Source organism: Pseudomonas sp. GM18 (genome assembly GCF_000282195.1).
GTDB lineage: Bacteria > Pseudomonadota > Gammaproteobacteria > Pseudomonadales > Pseudomonadaceae > Aquipseudomonas.
Map to the genome: position 1 here is coordinate 62,736 of NZ_AKJT01000031.1, position 21,346 is coordinate 84,081.

Genomic DNA, 21,346 nt, shown 5'->3' on the forward strand with positions numbered 1-21,346 from the left:
GAGGACATGCCCGTGACGACTCCACAAATCCTCAGAACACCGCGCACCCACATAGGATCATTGTGTGCAGTTGCACTGGCCGTGAGCCTGGCCGGTTGCGCCGGCCTGCCCGACCAGCGTCTGGCCAATGAAGCCCTCAAGCGCGGCGATACCACGCTGGCAGCGCAGAACTATCAGCAACTGGCCGACCTGGGTTACAGCGAAGCCCAGGTTGGGCTGGCCGACATTCAGGTCGACAGCCGCGACCCGGCGCAGATCAAAAAGGCCGAGGCGACTTACCGCGCCGCGGCCAGCGTCTCGCCGCGGGCTCAGGCTCGCCTGGGTCGTCTGCTGGTGGCCAAACCTGGCGCCACTGAAGCCGAACACCATGAAGCCGAAGCACTGTTGAAGAAAGCCGCGACCAATGGCGAAGGCAACACCCTGATCCCGCTGGCGATGCTGTACCTGCAATTCCCGCACAGTTTCCCCAACGTCAACGCACAGCAGCAGATCAGCCAATGGCGCGCCGAAGGCAAACCGGAAGCAGGTCTGGCCCAGGTGCTGCTCTATCGCACCCAAGACACTTACGACCAACACCTGAATGACGTGGAAAAGATCTGCAAAGCGGCGTTGAACACCACCGACATCTGCTACGTCGAACTGGCCACGGTCTATCAGAAACGCGGCCAGCCCGAACAACAGGCCGAGTTGATCAAGCAGATGCAGGCCGCTCACAGTCGTGGCGCCGTCTCCGCACAACGGGTCGACAGCGTGGCCCGCGTATTGGGCGATGCGAGCCTGGGCAAGACCGACGAAAAAACCGCTCAGTCGCTGCTCGAAGGCATCGCCCCCGGCTACCCGGCGTCCTGGGTCAGCCTGGCGCAATTGCTCTACGACTTCCCTGAACTGGGCGACGTCGACACGATGATGAAGTACCTGGACAACGGCCGAGCCGCCGACCAGCCGCGCGCCGAACTGTTGCTGGGCAAGCTCTACTACGAAGGCAAAATGGTGCCGGCCGACGCCAAGGTCGCCGAAGAGCACTTCCAGAAAGCTGTCGGCCGGGAAGTTGCCGCCGATTACTACCTCGGCCAGATTTACCGTCGTGGTTACCTGGGCAAGGTCTATCCGCAGAAAGCCCTGGATCACCTGCTGACCGCTGCGCGCAACGGCCAGAACAGCGCCGACTTCGCCATCGCCCAACTGTTCTCCCAAGGCAAGGGCACCCGGCCCGACCCGGTCAACGCTTACGTCTTCAGCCAATTGGCCAAGGCTCAAGACACCCCGCAAGCCAATGAGCTTGCGCAAACACTCGAAGCGCAACTGCCGCCTGAGCGGCTGGCCGAGGCCCAACGCCTGCTCAAACAAGAGCAAGCCATTCGTAGCACCGTGAGTCCGGACACGCTGGAACTGCACGCCCTGCAAGAAGAAGACGGCGAGGAATCCCTATGAAGCTCAATCCATTCGTGCAGGCCGGTATTGGCCTGACATTCGCCCTGCTGTGGTCGTGCCCGACCCTGGCGGCCCTGACCGAAGACAAGAACTTCGGTCTCGAAGTCAAAGTTACCGGCCAGTCCGAAGACGACCGTGACCTGGGCACCGCCGGTGGCGGCGACGTTAACGGCGTTGGCCTCGACCTGCGCCCATGGGTCTACGGTGAAAGCGGCGCGTGGAGCGCCTACGCCATGGGTCAGGCCGTGACGTCCACCGACATCATCGAAACCGACACCCTGCAACAGTCCGACAACAGCGGCACCCAGACCACCGACAGCGGTGATCGCAAGACCAAGAAAAACTACCTGGCGATGCGCGAGTTCTGGGTCGGTTACAGCGGCCTCACGCCCTACCCTGGCGAGATCCTCAAGTTCGGTCGCCAACGCCTGCGCAACGACGACGGCCAATGGCGCGACACCAACATCGAAGCCCTGAACTGGACCTTCGACACCACCCTGTTGCGCGCCAACGTCGGTATCGCCGAACGCTTCAGCGAATACCGCACCGACCTGAAAGAACTGGCGCCCAAAGACAAGGATCGCCTGCACGCCTACGCCGATGCGGCGTATCAGTGGACACCAGGTAACTGGGTCGGCATTCGCGGCCATCACACCCACGATAACGGCAAGCTCGACTATCCGGAGCCAGGCGTGGCCGGCGATACCCTGGACAAGAAACAGAACGGCGACATCAGCTGGCTCGGCCTCACCGCCGACAGCGATGCCTACAACTGGCGCAATACCAACACCGTCAATTACTGGGGCAGCATCACCGGCATGAGCGGCGACCGTGACACGGTCAACCCGCTGAATGCCGACGGCACTCGCCCGGCAGAAGCCAAGCGTGGTGAAGACCTGAACGGCTGGGCTACCGACGTGGGTGTTCGTCTGCGTCTCGATCCGCAGTGGCAAGTCGGTGCAGCCTATGCCCGCGCCAGCGCCGAGTACGAACAGAACGGCCTGGAAAGCAACCGCTCGAATTACACCGGTACCCGCTCGCGGGTTCACCGTTTCGGCGAAGCCTTCCGTGGCGAAATGAACAACATGCAGACCGCCACGCTGTTCGGCTCCTGGATGCTCAACGACGAATACGACGCCAGCCTGATCTACCACAAATTCTGGCGCGTCGATGGCAACAAGCCGGTGGGCAGCAACGGCATCAACGCCGTTGAAAACAACACCGACGACGCGACCGGCGCGATCCTCTCCAGCACCTCCCTGCCGCTGGAAGATGGCAACAAGGACCTCGGTCAGGAAATGGACCTGGTGGTCACCAAGTACTTCAAGCAAGGCCTGTTGCCGGCGGCGTTGAGCCAGTCGATCGATGAGCCTTCGGCCCTGGTGCGGTTCCGTGGCGGTGTGTTCAAGCCCGGCGATGCCTATGGCAAAGAAGTCGACTCGTACATGCACCGTGCGTTTATCGACGTGATCTGGCGCTTCTGATGCAAACCGCGAAGGGAGTGCCCGACATGAACAGCGCCAAGAAAGGCTCGATCAGCCTGCTGGCCGGCGCGCTGCTGCTGGCCAGCGCAGCCGCCTTCGCCACTGTCGAACCGGTTCAGCCTGTGCGACAGGGCAAACCGACGACCATGGCCAAGGGACTGCAACAGGCCAAGACCTACACCGTCAGCAGCGCGCCCACCGCGCCGCTGGACCTGGCCGCGCCGAAACTGCCGGACACTTCTGGCTACACCGCCGAGGCCATTGCCGCGAAAGTCGTGCGCACCAAACCCGGCAAGATCAGCGTGCGCCGGATGATGCAGGAAGACGCCCTGAAGGACTTCATCGGCGGCGACAACAAGATGGCCGAGTGGGTGGTGCGTCAGCACGGCATCCCGCAGGCGATCTTCGTCGACGACGGCTACATGAACCTCAAGGACCTGACCAAGAAGCTGCCCACGCAGTACCTCAGCGAAACTTCACCGGGTGTGTTCCTGGCGAAGTTGCCGATCGTGGTGGGCAGACACGGTATTTTGGAAATCGACAAACAGACCCAGGAATTGCGCCTGTCCCAGGAGGCCGGTTCGTTCCTGGTCAACGACGGTCAGCTGTTTGTGCGTGATACCAAAATCACCGGCTGGAGCGAGAAGGCCAACGGCCCGGCGGCCTTCACGTCGCCCAAGGAGTTCCGTCCGTTCCTGCTGTCCTGGGGCGGCACCGAGACCTACATCGCCAACAGCAAGATCGCCAGTTTCGGTTACGCCAACAGTAAGTCTTACGGCGTGAGTATTTCCCAGTACACGCCGAACATGGCCAAGGTGCTCAAGCGCCCTGAACCGACCGGCTGGATCGTCGGCTCCGAGTTCTCGGACATGTGGTACGGCTTCTACTGCTACGAAACCCGCGACTTCGTGGTCAAGGGCAACACCTACAAAGACAACATCGTCTACGGCATCGACCCCCATGACCGTTCCCACGGTCTGATCATCGCCGACAACACGGTTTACGGAACCAAGAAGAAGCACGGGATCATTATTTCCCGTGAGGTCAACGACAGCTTCATCTTCAACAACCGCAGCTACGACAACCACCTGTCGGGCCTGGTGATCGACCGTAACAGCGTGAACAACCTGATCGCCTACAACGAGATCTACAAGAACCACACCGACGGCATCACCCTCTACGAGAGTGCCGACAACCTGCTGTGGGGCAACAAGGTGATCAGCAACCGGCGCCACGGCATCCGTATTCGTAACAGCGTGAACATTCGCCTGTACGAAAACGTCTCGATGGCCAACGGCCTGACCGGTGTCTACGGGCACATCAAAGACCTGACCAACACCGACCGGGACATCAAGCTCGACCCGTTCGATGCCGAAGTGTCGCTGATCGTGGTCGGCGGTGAACTGGCCGCCAACGGCAGCGGACCGCTGTCGATCGACTCGCCGCTGAGCGTGGAGTTGTATCGCGTGTCGATGCTCGCGCCGACCAAAACCAGCGGCATCAGCTTCTCGGGGATTCTCGGTGAGCGCCAGGATGAAATTCTCGACCTGCTGGTGCGCCAGCAGAAAGCCGTGCTGATCGACCCTGTCGAACGCCAGACCGAAATGCGGGACTGAGGATAATTTTATGCACCCACACTTGATCAAATTACTCAGCCTGTCGGCCCTGACCGCGGGCATTCTCGCGGCCAGCACTGGCGTGCGCGCCGAAGATGCCAAAGCCCCCAGCTTCAGCGCCGAGCCGTGCTGCAGCCTGTGCCCGGCAGCCCACGACCCGAAGAACTACACCACGCGCTATCAGCAGAACTTCACCACGCTGGTGCAGGCCCAGGGCGACTGGCTGTTCCGTACACAAGAAGACTTGCGCACCGAATTCGACACCACGCCCGCCGGCTACAAACGCATGAAGCAGCTGCACGATGCGTTCAAGAGCAAAGGCGTGGAACTGGTCATCGTTTATCAGCCGACCCGTGGCCTGGTGAACCGCAACAAGCTGAACCCGGAAGAAAAAGCCAAATACGATTTCGACAAGGCGCTGACCAACTATAAAACCATGCTCGGGCGTTTCGCGCAGATGGGCTACGTGGTCCCGGACCTGTCGCCGCTGACCAACGAATCGCTGCCCGACACCCTGCCGGCCCACGATTTCTATTTCCGCGGTGACCAACACTGGACCCCGTATGGCGCCCAGCGCACCGCGAAGATCGTCGCAGAGAAGGTCAAGAAAATGCCGGCCTTCGCCGACATTCCCAAGCGTGAATTCGAGACCCATAAGTCGGGTCGCATGGGCAAGACCGGAACGTTGCACAACATGGCCGGTCAACTCTGTGGCACCAGCTACGCGATCCAGTACATGGATCAGTTCACCACCGAGCCCAAGGGCGAAGCGGCGGATGGCGATCTGTTCGGTGAATCCGGCAACCCGCAAATCACCCTGGTCGGCACCAGCCACAGTGGCAAGAACTACAACTTCGCCGGTTTCCTCGAAGAGGCCATCGGCGCCGACATCCTCAACGTGGCATTCCCCGGCGGTGGCCTGGAAGGTTCGATGCTGCAGTACTTGGGCAGCGAAGAGTTCCAGACCAAGCCACCGAAGATTCTCATCTGGGAATTCTCGCCGCTTTATCGCCTCGATCAGGAAACCATCTACCGCCAGATGATGGCGCTGCTCGACAACGGTTGCGAAGGCAAGGATGCACAGATGAGTGGCAGCGCCACGCTGAAGCCGGGCAAAAACGAATTGATGGTCAACAGCAAGAACCTGGACCTGCGCAACAGCGATCACCAGGTCGACATCCGCTTCGCCGATACGTCGGTGAAAACCTTGCATGCCACCCTCTGGTACATGAATGGGCGTCATGAGGACATCAAGATCGACAAGCCGGAAACCTCCGAGACCGACGGGCGTTTCGCTTTCGAGTTGCGCACGGACGAAGACTGGGCCTCGCAGAATCTGCTGGCCGTTGAAGTCCAGGGGCCTGAAACACCAGGCGCCGCGCCGCAGAAAGTCGAAGCGAAAATCTGCAAACGCAACGTGTTCTCCGGCACCGGGCAGCGTACTGCTCAAGCCGGGCAATGAGGCTACCTCTTATGAACTGCATGCAAACTTGCACTTTGAAAAAGTTACTCGCGCCCTCTCTGCTGGCTCTGGCGATGTTCGCCGGCGCCACCCAGGCCGCCGCGCCACTGCGCCCGCCCCAGGGTTACTTCGCACCTGTGGATAAATTCAAGACCGGCGACAAGAGCGAAGGCTGCGATGCAATGCCGACGCCCTACACCGGCGCCCTGCAGTTTCGCAGCAAATACGAAGGCTCCGACAAGTCCCGTTCGACCCTGAACGAGGAATCGGAAAAAGCCTTCCGCGACACCACCGCCGACATCACCAAGATCGAGCGCGGCACCAGCAAGCGAGTGATGCAGTTCATGCGTGACGGTCGCCCGGAACAACTGGAATGCACCCTCGACTGGTTGACCGCCTGGGCCAAGGCCGACGCGTTGATGTCCAGGGACTTCAACCACACTGGCAAGTCCATGCGCAAATGGGCCTTGGGCAGCATGGCTTCGTCCTATATCCGCCTGAAATTCTCTGACTCGCACCCACTGGCCACCCACCAGGAAGAGGCGCAAGTGATTGAGGCCTGGTTCAGCAAAATGGCCGATCAGGTGGTCAGCGATTGGGACAACCTACCGCTCGAACAGACCAACAACCACTCGTATTGGGCGGCCTGGTCGGTGATGGCCACGTCGGTCGCCACCAACCGCCGCGACCTGTTCGACTGGGCCGTGAAGGAATTCAAGGTCGGCGCCAATCAGGTCGATGCCCAAGGCTTCCTGCCTAACGAACTCAAACGCCAGCAACGCGCCCTCGCCTACCACAACTACGCCCTGCCGCCGCTGGCGATGATCGCCAGTTTCGCCCAGGCCAACGGTGTTGATTTGCGTCAGGAAAACAACGGCGCCTTGAAACGCCTGGGTGATCGTGTGCTCGCCGGGGTGAAAGACCCGGATCAATTCGAGCAGAAAAACGGCAAGGATCAGGACATGACCGATCTCAAGATCGACTCGAAATTCGCCTGGCTCGAACCGTTCTGCTCGCTCTACACCTGTGCGCCGGATGTGCTGGAACGCAAGCACAAGATGCAACCGTTCAAGTCTTTCCGCCTCGGCGGGGATTTGACCAAGGTCTACGACCCGGCCAACGAAAAGGGCAACAAAGGTTCTTAGGGTTGATCGTTCCCACGCTCCGCGTGGGAATGCAGCCCGTGACGCTCCGCGTCACATGCCGAAGCGGACGCAGAGCGTCCAGTGAGGCATTCCCACGCAGAGCGTGGGAATGATCGTAACTCTCCAGCTTTTCGTGGGGGGTTTGGGGGGGCTTTGGCCCTTGACTGTTGGTTAAACATGGAGAGATCGGGATGGTATTTTCATCCAACGTGTTCCTGTTTCTGTTCTTGCCGATCTTTCTCGGCTTGTACTACTTGAGCGGGCAACGCTATCGCAACTTGCTGCTGCTGATCGCCAGCTACGTGTTCTACGCCTGGTGGCGTGTGGACTTCCTTGCGCTGTTCGCAGCCGTCACGCTGTGGAACTACTGGATCGGCCTGAAAGTCGGCGCCGCCGGGGTCAAGACCAAACCGGCCCAGCGCTGGCTGCTGCTCGGCGTCGCGGTGGATCTGTGCATCCTGGGCTACTTCAAGTACGCCAACTTCGGCGTGGACAGCATCAACGCGATGATGACCTCGGTCGGTCTGTCGCCGTTCATCCTGACCCACGTGCTGTTGCCGATCGGGATCTCGTTCTACATCTTCGAGTCCATCAGCTACATCATCGACGTCTACCGCGGCGATACCCCGGCCACCCGCAACCTGATCGACTTTGCCGCGTTCGTGGCGATCTTCCCGCACTTGATCGCGGGCCCCGTGTTGCGTTTCCGCGACCTGGCCGACCAGTTCAACAACCGCACCCACACCCTCGACAAGTTCTCCGAAGGTGCCACGCGGTTCATGCAGGGCTTCATCAAGAAGGTGTTCATCGCCGACACCCTGGCGGTGGTCGCCGACCATTGCTTCGCCTTGCAGAACCCGACCACGGGCGACGCCTGGCTCGGCGCCCTGGCCTACACCGCGCAGCTGTACTTCGACTTCTCCGGCTACAGCGACATGGCGATTGGCCTGGGCTTGATGATGGGTTTCCGCTTCATGGAAAACTTCAAACAGCCGTACATCAGCCAGTCGATCACCGAGTTCTGGCGTCGCTGGCACATCAGCCTCTCCACCTGGCTGCGTGACTACCTGTACATCACCCTCGGCGGTAACCGTAAAGGCACGCTGATGACCTATCGCAACCTGTTCCTGACCATGCTGCTCGGTGGTCTGTGGCACGGCGCGAACATCACCTACATCGTCTGGGGTGCGTGGCACGGCACGTGGCTGGCAATCGAAAAAGCCATCGGCCTGAACACTTCGCCGCGCAGCTTCAACCCGATCCGCTGGGTCCTGACGTTCCTGTTGGTGGTGATGGGCTGGGTGATCTTCCGTGCAGAGAACCTGCACGTCGCCGGTCGCATGTACGGCGCGATGTTCAGCTTCGGCGAATGGTCGCTGTCGGAACTCAACCAGGCCAGCCTCACCGGTCTGCAAGTGGCAACCCTGGTGGTGGCTTACGTAACCCTGGCGTTCTTCGGCCTGCGTGATTTCTACACCAACCAGCCGCCAGTCAAGACCAAACCTGCGGTGAATACTGAAACCGACGGCCCGGCCGCGGCGACGCCTGGAATGATCAAAGCCGTACCGGGCGACAACCCGGCCAGCATCCACCAACCGGGCTACACCGTCGGCGTTGAAGCGACTGTGCAACCGGCCTACTGGACCGCCGACTGGTCCCGTTACGTGATGCGCGCCCTGGTACTGCTGCTGTTCATCGCCTCGATTCTCAAACTCTCGGCGCAAAGCTTCTCGCCGTTCCTTTACTTCCAGTTCTGAGGGATCTGACCATGACCCGCTCATTACGCATCTTCTACATCGCCCTGTTCCTGGTGACCTTGCTGGTCCTGGGCGTGTGGTCGGTACGCAGCTTCTTCGGCTTCAGTACCAACGCCGATGCCACCGTGCTCAACGGGCGCTGGACCAAAGCCGTCGAGACGCACTACGACGACGAGTTTCCGATCAAGCGCCTGGGCACCAACCTTTGGGCCGCGCTGGATTTCAAACTGTTCAACGAAGGTCGCCCGGGCGTGGTGCTCGGTCGCGATCAGTGGCTCTACAGCGATGAAGAGTTCCACCCGATCGTCAACGAAGAGTTGAACCTGCAAGGCAACTACGCGCTGGTCGAAGGCGTGCGCCAGGAACTGAAAAAGCAAGGCGTGCAACTGGTGATGGCGATCGTGCCGGCCAAGACGCGTCTGTACCCGGAACACCTGGGTGAAGTGAAGCCGGCGAGTATCCACGCCAATCTGTACAAGGACTTCCACGCTCGTGTGGCGGCCGACAAGATCCTCGCCCCTGACCTGCTCGGCCCGCTGCAACAAGCCAAGCACGACGGTCAGCAAGTGTTCCTGCGCACCGACACCCACTGGACCCCGGAAGGCGCGCAAGTCGCTGCCCAGACCCTGGCCAAAACCATTGCCGACAAGGCACCGCTGAGCGGCGAACCGCAAAACTTCGTCACTGAACCGGCGGAGAAGGTGACGCACAAGGGTGACCTGCGGTTGTTCCTGCCGCTGGACCCGCTGTTCGAAAACCTGATGCCGGCGCCAGAACCTTTGCAGAAGCGCAACACCGTGGCGGCCCAGGACCAGCCTGCCGGCGATGACGCGTTGTTCGCCAACACTGAAGTGCCGGTGGCCCTGATCGGCACCAGCTACAGCGCCAACCCGAACTGGAACTTCGTCGGCGCGCTGAAAGAAGCGTTGCACAGCGACGTGGTCAGTTACGCCGAAGACGGCCACGGCCCGATTCTGCCGATGCTCAGCTACCTGAAAAGCGATGCCTTCAAGAACAGCCCGCCACAAGTGCTGATCTGGGAGTTCCCTGAACGATATCTGCCTGTGAACAACGAAATCGGTGACGCCGACCCGCAGTGGGTCGCAGAGCTTAAACAAGCCGGCGCGCGCCAACAAAACGTAGCTGTAAACACTAAATCCGAGACGCCCGACCGGGCGCAAAACTGAAAGAGAGGTACTTCCATGACTTTCACTACTACTCCTCGCCGTCTCGCCGCTCGCTCCTTAAAAGCAGTTGCCCTCGTCGCCGGCATGAGCGCGCTGTCGATGCAGGCTTTCGCCGCGGGTGACGCCGCCCTCTACGGCCCTGTCGCGCCAAAAGGCTCCAGCTTCGTGCGGGTCTACAACGCCGGTAACGCTGAAGTCAGCGCCACGGTCGGCACCACCAACCTGAACGAAGTCGCGCCGCTGTCCAGCACTGACTTCAGCTTCATGCCGGGCGGCGACTACAGCGCCAAGGTTGGCAGCCAGTCCCTGCCGGTGAAACTGGCCGGCGATCACTATTACACCCTGGTCAACAACGCCAGCGGCGCGCCACAACTGATCGAAGAGCCGCCGTTCAAGAACAAACAGAAATCCCTGGTGCGCGTGCAGAACCTCAGCGACAAGGCCCTGACCCTGAAAACCGCCGACGGCAAGACCGAAGTGGTGCCGAGCGTGGCCGCCAAGGGCCGTGGCGAGCGTGAAATCAACCCGGTGAAAGTCAGCCTGGCGCTGTACGAGGGCGACAAGAAAGTCGGCGACGTGAAACCGGTAGCCCTGGAACGCGGTGAAGCCGCGGTGCTGTACGTCACCGGCAACGGCAGCAGCCTGTCGCCAGTGTGGGTCAAGCGCCCGGTGTCGACGCGCTAACAAATTTTCCGAACGGCTGACACCCCATTGGGGCCTTGAAACGGGCCCCAACACGGGGAGAGTCAACCGTCCGGTACGGAATAAAAACAAGAGTGAAACGACAGAACGTTCGTAGCTCTAACCAATCGATTGTAAAGGAGTAACAACATGATTCCGGTGATCTTGTCAGGTGGTAGCGGCTCACGTCTTTGGCCGCTTTCGCGTAAGCAATTCCCCAAGCAATTCCTCGCCCTGACCGGCGAACACACGCTGTTCCAGCAAACCCTGGAACGCCTGGTGTTCGAAGGCATGGATACCCCGATCGTGGTCTGCAACAAGGATCACCGCTTCATCGTCAACGAGCAGCTGAGCGCCCGTAAACTGGAAGCCCAGCGCATCCTGATGGAACCGTTCGGCCGTAACACCGCGCCGGCCGTGGCCCTGACCGCGATGATGCTGGTCAATGAAGGTCGCGACGAGTTGATGCTGGTGCTGCCGGCCGACCACGTGCTGGAAGACCAGAAAGCCCTGCAACGCGCCCTGGCCTTGGCCACGGTGGCGGCCGAGCGTGGCGAGATGGTGCTGTTCGGCGTGCCGGCGACCAAACCGGAAACCGGTTACGGCTACATCAAATCCACCAACGATGCCCTGCTGCCGGAAGGCGTCAGCCGCGTCTCGCACTTCGTCGAAAAACCCGACGTGAAACGCGCCACCGAGTTCGTCCAGTCCGGCGGTTACTTCTGGAACAGCGGCATGTTCCTGTTCCGCGCCAGCCGCTTCCTCGAAGAGCTGAAAAAGCACGATCCGGACATCTACGACACCTGCCTGCTGACCCTGGAACGCAGCCAGCAGGACGCCGACACCATCACCCTCGACGAAGCCACCTTCGCCTGCTGCCCGGACAATTCCATCGATTACTCGGTGATGGAAAAAACCCAGCGCGCCTGCGTCGTACCGCTGACCGCGGGCTGGAGCGATGTCGGTTGCTGGTCGTCGCTGTGGGAAGTGAATGAAAAAGACGCCAACGGCAACGTCACCAAGGGCGACGTGGTCATTCAGGACAGCAAAAACTGCATGATCCACGGCAACGGCAAACTGGTGTCGGTGATCGGTCTGGAAAACATCGTGGTGGTCGAAACCAAGGACGCCATGATGATCGCCCACAAGGACAAGGTCCAAGGCGTCAAACAGATGGTCAACACCCTCAACGAACAGGGCCGCAGCGAAACCCAGAACCACTGCGAAGTCTATCGTCCGTGGGGTTCCTACGACTCGGTGGACATGGGCGGCCGTTTCCAGGTCAAGCACATCTCGGTCAAACCGGGCGCGTGCCTGTCACTGCAGATGCACCACCACCGCGCCGAACACTGGATCGTGGTCAGCGGCACCGCTGAAGTGACCTGCGACGAAAACGTGTTCCTGCTCACTGAAAACCAGTCGACCTACATCCCGATCGCCTCGGTACACCGCCTGCGCAACCCAGGCAAGATTCCACTCGAGATCATCGAAGTGCAATCGGGCAGCTACCTGGGCGAAGACGATATCGAGCGGTTTGAAGATATCTACGGTCGCTCCACCCCTATCGAGCGCGGCGTAGCGGTGAAAACCATCGCGCAGTGATTGACCGGTAAAACAAAAAGCCCCCGTCCAGCCCGCTGCGTTCCCTATCCGCAGCGGGTTGGGTGGGGGTTTTTTCTATCCCTTCCAAGTGGCGCCAGCTCTTGAGGCAATGGCCGCTGACCTCGGGTTGACCGCCCGAGTCGATATTTTTACCACCTTGCTGGTCTTGTTTATCTTGTTCAACGATTTGAGGGTCAGAAAGTTGCCCACACCTCGTACATTAGAGACGTCTTTGGACATGACCCCGGCGTCCGCAGCTATTTTCAGTTCGTTTGCCTTCAGTTGGGAGGCAGGATTGGCCACCAGAAACTCCACCTTGGCCTCCGTGTCGTTACTGGCCGCCCCCTTATGCATCGTGGTGGATATCGCTGCGATTGCGTAGATCTGCCGGGTTCCCGGCGCTTTGAGCTTGTCCTCTTTCTTCAAAATCGCAAAGAACCTGTTCTCGACGATTTTTTGTAGCTTGGCACTTCCAGGGGCCGGTTCGATAATCCGGGTCTTCTGAAAACCCGACTTCGCCAACTCCAGCATCTCCGACGAGATGACTTCTCCAAGCTCCAGATTCATCCGCGTCTCTCCGGACGTGGCGTCCGGAAACATCCTCGACGCATGTTTGAACACTCGCTTGTATTCCTTCAAGCTGCGTTTGAGCTCATCCTTGCCAACGGTGTATTCAACGTCGACACCCACTTCCACCGCTTTGAATCCGGAGCTGGGTTTGAACGTCTCGGTTTTATTGTCAAACACCACGACTTTTGCCGTCATCGCCTTGGCCTTCAATCCCCACCGCTGAAGTCTGCCGATGTCGATTTCGTAGTCCCCCACTACATCATGTTGCAGGCCGGATGGATCAATGAACGTCACAGGGTTGTTCAGCACCATCGAGAACCGATTCAATCCATCGACATCCCCCGCCGGATCGGTACTCGCCCATCGCTGCAACCACGGTATGTAGTACCGGAAGCCATAGTAATAAAGCCCCGTGGCATCCCGTTCCTTGCCCGAATAGCGAATGGTTTTATAGTCGACGCCGATCACGTCCGTACCAGCAAACCATGCGGTTTCGCCGTAGGGATAGAAGACTTCCTGGCTGATGATCTGTGCATCAGCAGCCAGTTCCACGGTGCAGGAGTTCAGGTAATCGACCAAGGTGTAGCGGTACTGATCGTTGACGCCAGACGGTGGCTCGGTTTCCCAATGCAACACCCGCACGGTGTTGAGGCCGGCTTGAACGGTGATGACCTGCAACACCTCCCCTGAGCCACTGTCGGTTCGCAGTTCCAGCCCCGGCAAGTAACGCACTTCAGCCACCACGGTCCGGGCATTGGTCTGCAACGAGCGGATTTTACGCACCCGCTGGCCACCGCCATCGTAGTGATACGACTCCCGGTCATTGCGCCCGGATGAACGCTCCACCGGGCTGACCGATTGCAGCTGGTTGCGTAGATCCCACGTCAGAAAGCGCCCCTGATCCAGCGCCAGCAAATTACCTTTGGCGTCGAATGCGGCGGCGATGCCCTCCTCAGTGGGCGGCACGCCGTTGCGCCAGGGCAGGCAGCGATTGCTGTAGCGGGCAGCTTTCAAATCGCGCCCATGGTTTTGCGCGCCGACGTGGGTCAGCTTCAGCAGATTGCCGCCTGCGTCATAGCAGTAGGTCTGCCGGTAGTTGCTGACGGCCGCCGGATCGGTACGACCAACCGACTCGGGTCCTTGATTGGGAGCGCCCGCCTCCCAGCCAAAGGCCTCGATCAACTGGGAAAGACTGTCGTAGCTGAAGCGATTGATCGGGTCGATGCGTTGATTGGCGAAGTAGCGCACCGGCAGGGCCTTGTCTTCGACACTCAGCACATTGCCCATTCGGTCATAGATATAGAACAGGTGTTGCAGCAAACCGACTCGTTCACTGTACGCCCGTCGCTCCATCAAACGACCGTCTTCGGGTCGATAGGCCAACGTCGTCCGCACCCCGTTACCCGCGACCTCCCCTTCGACTTGCCCTTGGGCGTTGTAGCGGATCTCGCTGACCAACGTTTGCCCAGCGGGCTGATCCTTCAATTGCAGTCGACTCTCGCGCACTCGGCCATCGACGGTCAGACTGAAGGTCTGCCGGTTCTCCCTGGCATCGATCTGCTCCAGCACATCACCCAGCGGACCGAATCGCCACCTGGACGTCGCCCCCGCTCCCGGTTCGAGCAACGGCTGGCGATCATCAATCAGTTCCGGCCAATCGGGGGTTACCGGATCGAGGGTGAAGTGGCGGGTGTTTTCCACGCATTCGCCGCCGATCGAAAACAGGTCGAACAGTACGCTGCCCGCCGGGTCATCGTAACGAATCAGCTGGCCGTACTGGTTACGATCCCGATTGCCCTGGCCGGGGTAGCCATAGGTAAAACGCTCGACACAGCGACGCGGCTCCACAGCACCCTGCTCGAACACCGCCACTGGCCGCAGCAAACCGTCATATTCAACCTCGCGACGCGTTTCGCGGCTGTCCCAGCCCACCACCATTTCGGCGGCCAGGCCATGCAGGTTGATCTGCGTGCTGCCATCGACGCTGTCCGTGCGCAAACTGTTCCCGGCCAGCAAGTACACCGAGGCCAGATTGGCCGGCGCCAGGGGATCGCCCACTTGCAGCGCCCATAATCGCGGATCCCACTGCTTGACCGCTCGTCCTGCGCCATCGTGAACAGTGCGGTTGATGCGGGACTCGGCGGGCAGGTTTTCGATGGCGCGCCAGTAATCTACCGAACGGATCGACAAGCCGCGCGGATCGAAGACCGTCAGTGTGGGTGTCTTGTGGTGCATTCCCATCGCCACCGTCCATCGAATAACTGCCCTGTTGGCCCTTGTCTTCTAACGTCTCGAGCGCATGACTGGCTACTGTCAGAAATTACAGTACCGACCAACGGTACAATCCCTTGCTCGCTGAATGTCTGCGCGGCGCATCGCTGCCGTCCGCAAACCCTGCAGTTTCGCGCCAAGCGTTTGCAGGGTAGTTCCTCCCGATCGATTCCCCTTTATTTTGTGTCAGCCGAATGATCCTTGCCGAGCGGGAGCTGACCTGGACGTCCCGTTGAGTGATTGTCGTCTTCCGGCGTAAGACTTGGGCGCGACAAGCACAATGAGGTCCTGGTTTCGGTTCAGCGCCTGAACCACTTCCTGCGTCTCCATCGAGAGCTGGGCAACATTCTCAAAGGCTTTCGGGTCCGTGCTACCGGAGCCAGCGAACTCGGTTCTAATTGCCTGCATTCTGGTTTCCAGCAGATCGATCACAACCGGCGTATCGTCGTAAATTTCGCTGAGCGATGCGGCATTCAGGCCCTGTGACGCCTGGTAAAATTCGCGGCCTGTTTGTATCAGACCCGGGGCTTGCGCCCCCAGCTCACTGGCGGCCTTGCCGACAACTTTATCAACCACTGCTTTGGTGAACTTTTTCCCCAGCTTTGTTCGCCCATCACTTGTCCGCGGGTCTATCGCCGATAGCTCAAATTTTACCAGGCTGGAATTGGGTATCTGTTTCGGCTCAACGCGTTCAATGAATGACTTGGGGTTCATTTCGTTACCCTTGAAGCTGATCGGGCGATCCAGTCGATAGGTGCCCACCGCTTTGGAAATCATGGCCTTTGCGGCCTTCGCGACGATTTCCGCCCCAGCCTTGCTTCCCAATGCACCGGTCACCGGGCCTGCCAGCCCACCAATGGCTCCGCCCGCTGCAGCCCCCGCCGCCTTGCCGGCCGAACTGACAGCACTGCTGGCGAGCTGGGTAACCACACGTCTGCCCAACGCTTTGAAACGGTGCTGCGCATAGACGTGATTGAGTAGCGAATGCTTGAAATCAGAAGCGCCACCTCCCACCGATTTCAACAAGGCACGCTGCTTGTCCATGCCTTCGTTCAGCTGCGAAGTTGGGATCAATTCGCCACCGTCGCTATCGACATGCGTCATGGGTGAATTGCGCACCATTTGATACAGGTTGGGCCCGTCAATGAAGCCTTTGGGGTCAGGATTGAGCCAGCGCTGCAACCACGGCACGTAGTAACGCAATCCATAGTAATAAAGCCCGGTGGCATCCCGTTCCTTGCCCGAATAGCGAATGGTTTTATAGTCGATGGCGATCATGTCCAGGCCCGCGTACCACGCGGTTTCGCCATAGGGGTAAAAGACTTCCTGGCTGATGATACGGGCGTCGCCGGCCAGTTCCACGGTGCAGGATTTCAGATGATCGACCAAGGTGTAACGGTATTGATCATTGACGCCGGACGGCGGCGGGCTCTCCCAGTGCAGCACTCGAACGCTGTTAAGTCCGCCCTCGGCGGTGATGACCTGCAGCACTTCCCCGGTGCCCCTGTCGGTACGCAGTTCCAGCCCCGGCAAGTAACGCACCTCAGCCGTCACCGTCCAGGCATTGGTCTGCAATGAACGAATTTTGCGCACCCGCTGGCCAGCGCCATCATAGAGATAGCGTTCACAGTCATTGCGCCCGAAGGCGCGCTCCACCGGGCTGACCGATTGCAATTGATTACGCAAATCCCACGTCAGAAGGCGCCCCTGATCCAACTCCAGCAAATTGCCGCTGGCATCAAAAGCAGCAGCGATTTCTGCTTCGGTCGGCGGCACGCCGTTGCGCCAGGGCAGGCAACGGTTGCTGTAGCGGGCGGCTTTCAGCTTGCGTCCGGGATCTTGCGCGCCAACATGCGTCAACTTCAGCAGATTGCCGCCCGCGTCATAGCAATAGCTCTGCCGGTAATTGCTGACCGCTGCCGGATCAGTACGACCGACTGAATCCGGCCCCTGATTGGGGCCGCCCGCCTCCCAGCCAAAGGCCTGGATCAATTGATAAAGGCTGTCGTAGATAAAACGACTGATGGGCTCTACGCGTTGATTGGTGAAGTAGCGCACCGGCAGGGCCTTGTCTTCGATACTCAGCACATTGCCCATTCGGTCATAGATATAGAACAGGTGTTGCAGCAAACCGACTCGTTCACTGTACGCCCGACGCTCCATCAGCCGACCATCCTCGGGGCAATACGTGAGCGTTGTTTGCACTGCGTTACCCGCCACTTCTCGTACGGTCTGACCCTCGGCGTTGTAACCGATTTCGCCGACCAGCGTTTGCCATGAGGATTGCCCCGCCAGCTTCAGGGCACTGTGGCGTAACCGGCCATCAAGCGTGAGGCCAAAGCTCTGGCAGTTTTGCCTGGCATCGACCGTCTCCAGCACATCCCCCAGCGCCCCGTAACGCCACGTCGAAACGGCGCCCTCACCCGGTTCGAGCAGTTTTTGTCGATCGGCTATCGGCTCAGGCCAATCCGGCGCAACGGCTTCCAGCGTGAAGTGCTGAACGTGCCTTGTGCAGTGGCCGGTGATTGCAAACGCCGCAAACAACACTGTGCCTCCGGGGGTATCCTGGCGAATCAACTGCCCGCATTGGTTGCGATCCCGATTGCCGTGATTGGCACGACCATATTCCATACGCTCGGCACAACGTGGTGGCTGCGTGGCGAGATGCTCAAACACCGCCACGGGACGAAGCAGGTCATCGTAGACAACCTCGCGTCGTACAGCGCGACTGTCCCAGCCTTGCAGCATTTCATTGGCCAGACCAAGAAGACTGATCTGTGAGCCGGCATCGACGCTGACCGTACATACCGGATTACCGGACAGCGAATGTACGGTCGTGAGATTGGCAGGGGTCGAAGGGTCGTCCTTTTGCAACGCCCACAGCCGTGGGTCCCACTGTTCTACCGCAAAACCCGCGGCATCGTGGAAGGTGCGATTGATGCGCGCCAGAGCAGTGGCGCTTTCCTCTGTGCGCCAATAATCAACCGAACAAATCGGCAGCCCCCGCGGGTCAATGACGGACAATCGTGGGGTTTTGTAGTGCCATCCCATCGTCGAAGCCTGCATGCCGGTTCGTCCCTGTTCGCCTGCGGTTATCTAAACGCTCGTGGTCAGGGCGTTTGGGCGTCAGAGTTTTGCGCGATGACCACTGACTTTTTTGTTATCCCTTGATTTACTTTTTCGCAGTGACCACCTGCTTGGCCATGGTCTTTCTGATCTTCGTCTGTGAATAAGCGGTAACAACAGCATTCGAGCGGTTGAACAATCCCGTTTTACCAGGTGCGTAGCGCTGGATACCGCTCGGCCCTTGAATGGTCTGATAATGAATATTCCAGACCTGTTGTTTTCGGTCGTACTTCATAAAAGCGAAAGCGGTTCTGATTTCTTCCTGCTGGCCTTGCCCATCCGAGGCATAGGCGTAGTCCTGAAACTCCATAGCCGCGCCAAGCCCCATCCCATGTTCCCGTGCTGAAAGTTCGTTGTATTGCACATTTTCCTTCGAGCCCTCCACATGTCGGACGCGAAGTACATTGTCGTTTAGTTGATCCACGGTCAGAGAACAACCACTGAAACCTGGAGTGAAGACATGATCAGGATCGGTTCCAGTGGGCCTGAGCGGTATATCCACATAACCGCCTTGCGGAGCCCAGAAACCGGACACCGCATTGGTTTTGTCGGGAATCTCGCCCTTCGGGATGTCAACGATTCTTAATGCGTTAAACGTCCCCTTGCTCGCTCCCGAGTAAGTCAGTTGATCCATTGTGAATATAAACTGGGCCCCACCACGAGTATTTCGCAAGCCTGAATCAATGTCTTTCGAATAACGACCAGAAACCGGGTCCAGGAACTGAGTAGTAACCTCCACCCGGCTAAGCTCGCGTACCTCCAGGGCTTTGTGAATGTTGGTCGGTTTACCGGTCGCCGGCACACCCAAGTTTGGTTTGCCTCTATCGATATATTGCGCACCCGGAATATCGCGCGCAGCACCTGCCGCAATGACCGGCTCCCACAATCCGTTGGCCTGTTTTTTTCGTGTGACGGCTCCATCATCATCAATAAAAGTGACCGGATTGTTCAGGGCCATCCGATACAGGTTCGGCCCATCAACACCTCCCCTGGGATCAGGGTTGAGCCAGCGCTGCAACCACGGCACGTAGTAACGCAATCCATAGTAATAAAGCCCGGTGGCATCTAGCTCCTTCCCCGAATAGCGAATGGTTTTATAGTCGATGGCGATCACGTCCGAACCCGCGTACCACGCGGTATCACCATAGGGGTAAAAGACCTCCTGGCTGATGATACGGGCGTCGCCGGCCAGTTCCATGGAGCAAGATTTCAGATGATCGACCAAGGTGTAACGGTATTGATCATTGACGCCGGACGGCGGCGGGCTCTCCCAGTGCAGCACTCGAACGCTGTTAAGTCCGCCCTCGGCGGTGATCACCTGCAGCACTTCCCCGGTGCTGTTATCGGTGCGCAACTCCAGTCCCGGCAAGTAACGCACTTCAGCCACCACCGTCCGGGCGTTGGTCTGCAACGAGCGGATTTTGCGCACCCGCTGGCCTGCGCCATCATAGAAATAGCGTTCACAGTCATTGCGCCCGGAATCGCGCTCCACCGGGCTGACCGACTGCAATTGATTACGCAGATCCCACGTCAGAAAGCGCCCCTGATCCAGCTCCAGCAAATTGCCGCTGGCATCAAATGCTGCGGCGATTTCTGCTTCGGTCGGCGGCACGTCGTTGCGCCAGGGCAGGCAATGGTTGCTGTAGCGGGCAGCTTTCAAATCGCGCCCGTGGTTCTGCGCGCCGACGTGGGTCAGCTTCAATAAATTACCGCCCGCGTCATAGTGATAGCTCTGATGGTAGTTGCTGACCGCTGCCGGATCAGTACGACCGACTGAATCCGGCCCCTGATTGGGGCCGCCCGCTTCCCAGCCAAAGGCCTGGATCAATTGATAAAGACTGTCGTAGATAAAGCGATTGATCGGGTCGATGCGTTGGTTGACGAAGTAGCGCACCGGCAGGGCCTTGTCTTCGATACTCAGCACATTGCCCATTCGGTCATAGATATAGAGCAGGTGTTGCAGCAAACCGACTCGTTCACTGTAAGCCCGACGTTCCATCAAACGACCGTCTTCGGGTCGATAGGCCAACGTCGTCCGCACCCCGTTACCCGCGACCTCCCCTTCTACTTGCCCTTGGGCGTTGTAGCGGATCTCGCTGACCAACGATTGCCCAGTGGGTTGATCCTTCAATTGCAGTCGACTCTCACGCACTCGGCCATCGACGGTCAGACTGAAGGTCTGCCGGTTCTCCCTCGCGTCGGTCTGCTCCAACACATGACCCAACGGCCCGAAACGCCACCGGGACGTCGCCCCCGCCCCCGGTTCGAGCAGCGGCTGGCGATCATCGATCGATTCCGGCCAATCGGGGGTTACCGGATCGAGGGTGAAGTGGCGGGTGTTTTCCACGCATTCGCCGCCGATTGAAAACAGGTCGAACAGTACGCTGCCCGCCGGGTCGTCGTGGCGAATCAGTTGGCCGCACTGGTTACGATCCCGATTACCCTGGCCGGGGTAGCCATAGGTAAAACGCTCGACACTGCGACGCGGCTCCACAGCACCCTGCTCGAACACCGCCACTGGCCGCAGCAAACCGTCATATTCAACCTCGCGACGCGTTTCGCGGCTGTCCCATCCCAATACCACTTCGTCAGCCAAACCATGCAGGTTGATCTGCGTTCCGGCGTCGACGCTGTCCGTGCGCAACACGTTCCCGGCCAGCGAGTACACCGTGGCCAGATTGGCCGGCACCTGGGGATCGCCCACTTGCAGCGCCCATAATCGCGGATCCCACTGCTTGACCGCTCGTCCTGCACCATCGTGAACAGTGCGGTTGATGCGGGCCTCGGCGGGCAGGTGTTCGATGGCGCGCCAGTAATCTACCGAACGGATCGACAAGCCGCGCGGACCGAAGACCGTCAGTGTGGGTGTCTTGTGGTGCATTTCCATCGCCACCGTCCATCGAATAACAGCCCTGTCGGCCAATGTCTTCTAACGTTTCAAGAGCATGGCTGGCTACTGTCAGAAATTACAGTGCCGACCAGCGGTACAATCCCTTGCTCACCGAATGTCCATT

At 59.4% G+C, this 21,346-nt stretch carries 12 protein-coding genes; 9 read left to right on the forward strand and 3 right to left on the reverse strand.

Features of this window, described 5'->3' with window-relative positions:
* Positions 1-6 precede the first annotated feature (6 nt).
* The 9 genes from algK to PMI21_RS19610 all read left to right on the forward strand — a co-directional run bounded on the left by algK (position 7) and on the right by PMI21_RS19610 (position 12,365).
* The gene (algK, locus tag PMI21_RS19650; RefSeq protein ID WP_050550126.1) at positions 7-1,431 is read left to right on the forward strand and encodes an alginate biosynthesis TPR repeat lipoprotein AlgK; all 1,425 of its coding nucleotides are present in this window, start codon (positions 7-9) and stop codon (positions 1,429-1,431) included.
* The gene (locus PMI21_RS19645) at positions 1,428-2,915 is read left to right on the forward strand and encodes an alginate export family protein (RefSeq protein WP_007936305.1); all 1,488 of its coding nucleotides are present in this window, start codon (positions 1,428-1,430) and stop codon (positions 2,913-2,915) included. The genes algK and PMI21_RS19645 overlap by 4 nt, the downstream gene beginning before the upstream one ends.
* Before the next feature lie 26 nt (positions 2,916-2,941).
* A complete protein-coding gene (algG, locus tag PMI21_RS19640; protein ID WP_007936306.1) occupies positions 2,942-4,531 on the forward strand; it encodes a mannuronan 5-epimerase AlgG in 1,590 nt (529 codons plus the stop codon).
* A 10-nt stretch (positions 4,532-4,541) separates the two neighbouring features.
* On the forward strand, positions 4,542-5,993 hold the full coding sequence (locus tag PMI21_RS19635; RefSeq protein WP_007936308.1) for an alginate O-acetyltransferase: 1,452 nt from the start codon (positions 4,542-4,544) through the stop codon (positions 5,991-5,993).
* 11 nt (positions 5,994-6,004) lie between these two features.
* On the forward strand, positions 6,005-7,138 hold the full coding sequence (locus tag PMI21_RS19630; RefSeq protein WP_007936310.1) for a mannuronate-specific alginate lyase: 1,134 nt from the start codon (positions 6,005-6,007) through the stop codon (positions 7,136-7,138).
* A gap of 191 nt (positions 7,139-7,329) precedes the next feature.
* The gene (locus tag PMI21_RS19625) at positions 7,330-8,895 is read left to right on the forward strand and encodes an MBOAT family O-acyltransferase (protein ID WP_007936312.1); all 1,566 of its coding nucleotides are present in this window, start codon (positions 7,330-7,332) and stop codon (positions 8,893-8,895) included.
* Between the two features lie 11 nt (positions 8,896-8,906).
* Entirely contained in the window at positions 8,907-10,082 is a 1,176-nt protein-coding gene (locus PMI21_RS19620) for an alginate O-acetyltransferase (RefSeq protein WP_007936314.1), read from the forward strand.
* 15 nt (positions 10,083-10,097) lie between these two features.
* Positions 10,098-10,766: an alginate O-acetyltransferase AlgF gene (locus PMI21_RS19615; protein ID WP_007936316.1), complete on the forward strand. Its 669-nt coding sequence runs from the start codon at positions 10,098-10,100 to the stop codon at positions 10,764-10,766.
* A gap of 147 nt (positions 10,767-10,913) precedes the next feature.
* Positions 10,914-12,365 (forward strand): mannose-1-phosphate guanylyltransferase/mannose-6-phosphate isomerase, encoded by a 1,452-nt coding sequence (locus PMI21_RS19610; protein ID WP_007936318.1) that lies wholly within the window; start codon positions 10,914-10,916, stop codon positions 12,363-12,365.
* Positions 12,366-12,440: 75 nt separating this feature from the next.
* Here PMI21_RS19610 and PMI21_RS19605 read toward each other — a convergent pair whose 3' ends face one another.
* The 3 genes from PMI21_RS19605 to PMI21_RS0127995 form a co-directional block, all read right to left on the reverse strand.
* Complete coding sequence (locus PMI21_RS19605) at positions 12,441-15,176, reverse strand: RHS repeat domain-containing protein (protein ID WP_007936323.1); 2,736 nt, start codon at positions 15,174-15,176, stop codon at positions 12,441-12,443.
* Positions 15,177-15,392: 216 nt separating this feature from the next.
* Entirely contained in the window at positions 15,393-18,257 is a 2,865-nt protein-coding gene (locus PMI21_RS19600; RefSeq protein ID WP_007936325.1) for an RHS repeat domain-containing protein, read from the reverse strand.
* A gap of 121 nt (positions 18,258-18,378) precedes the next feature.
* Positions 18,379-21,219, reverse strand: coding sequence for an RHS repeat domain-containing protein (locus PMI21_RS0127995; protein ID WP_007936328.1), 2,841 nt, complete (start codon positions 21,217-21,219; stop codon positions 18,379-18,381).
* Positions 21,220-21,346 lie beyond the last annotated feature (127 nt).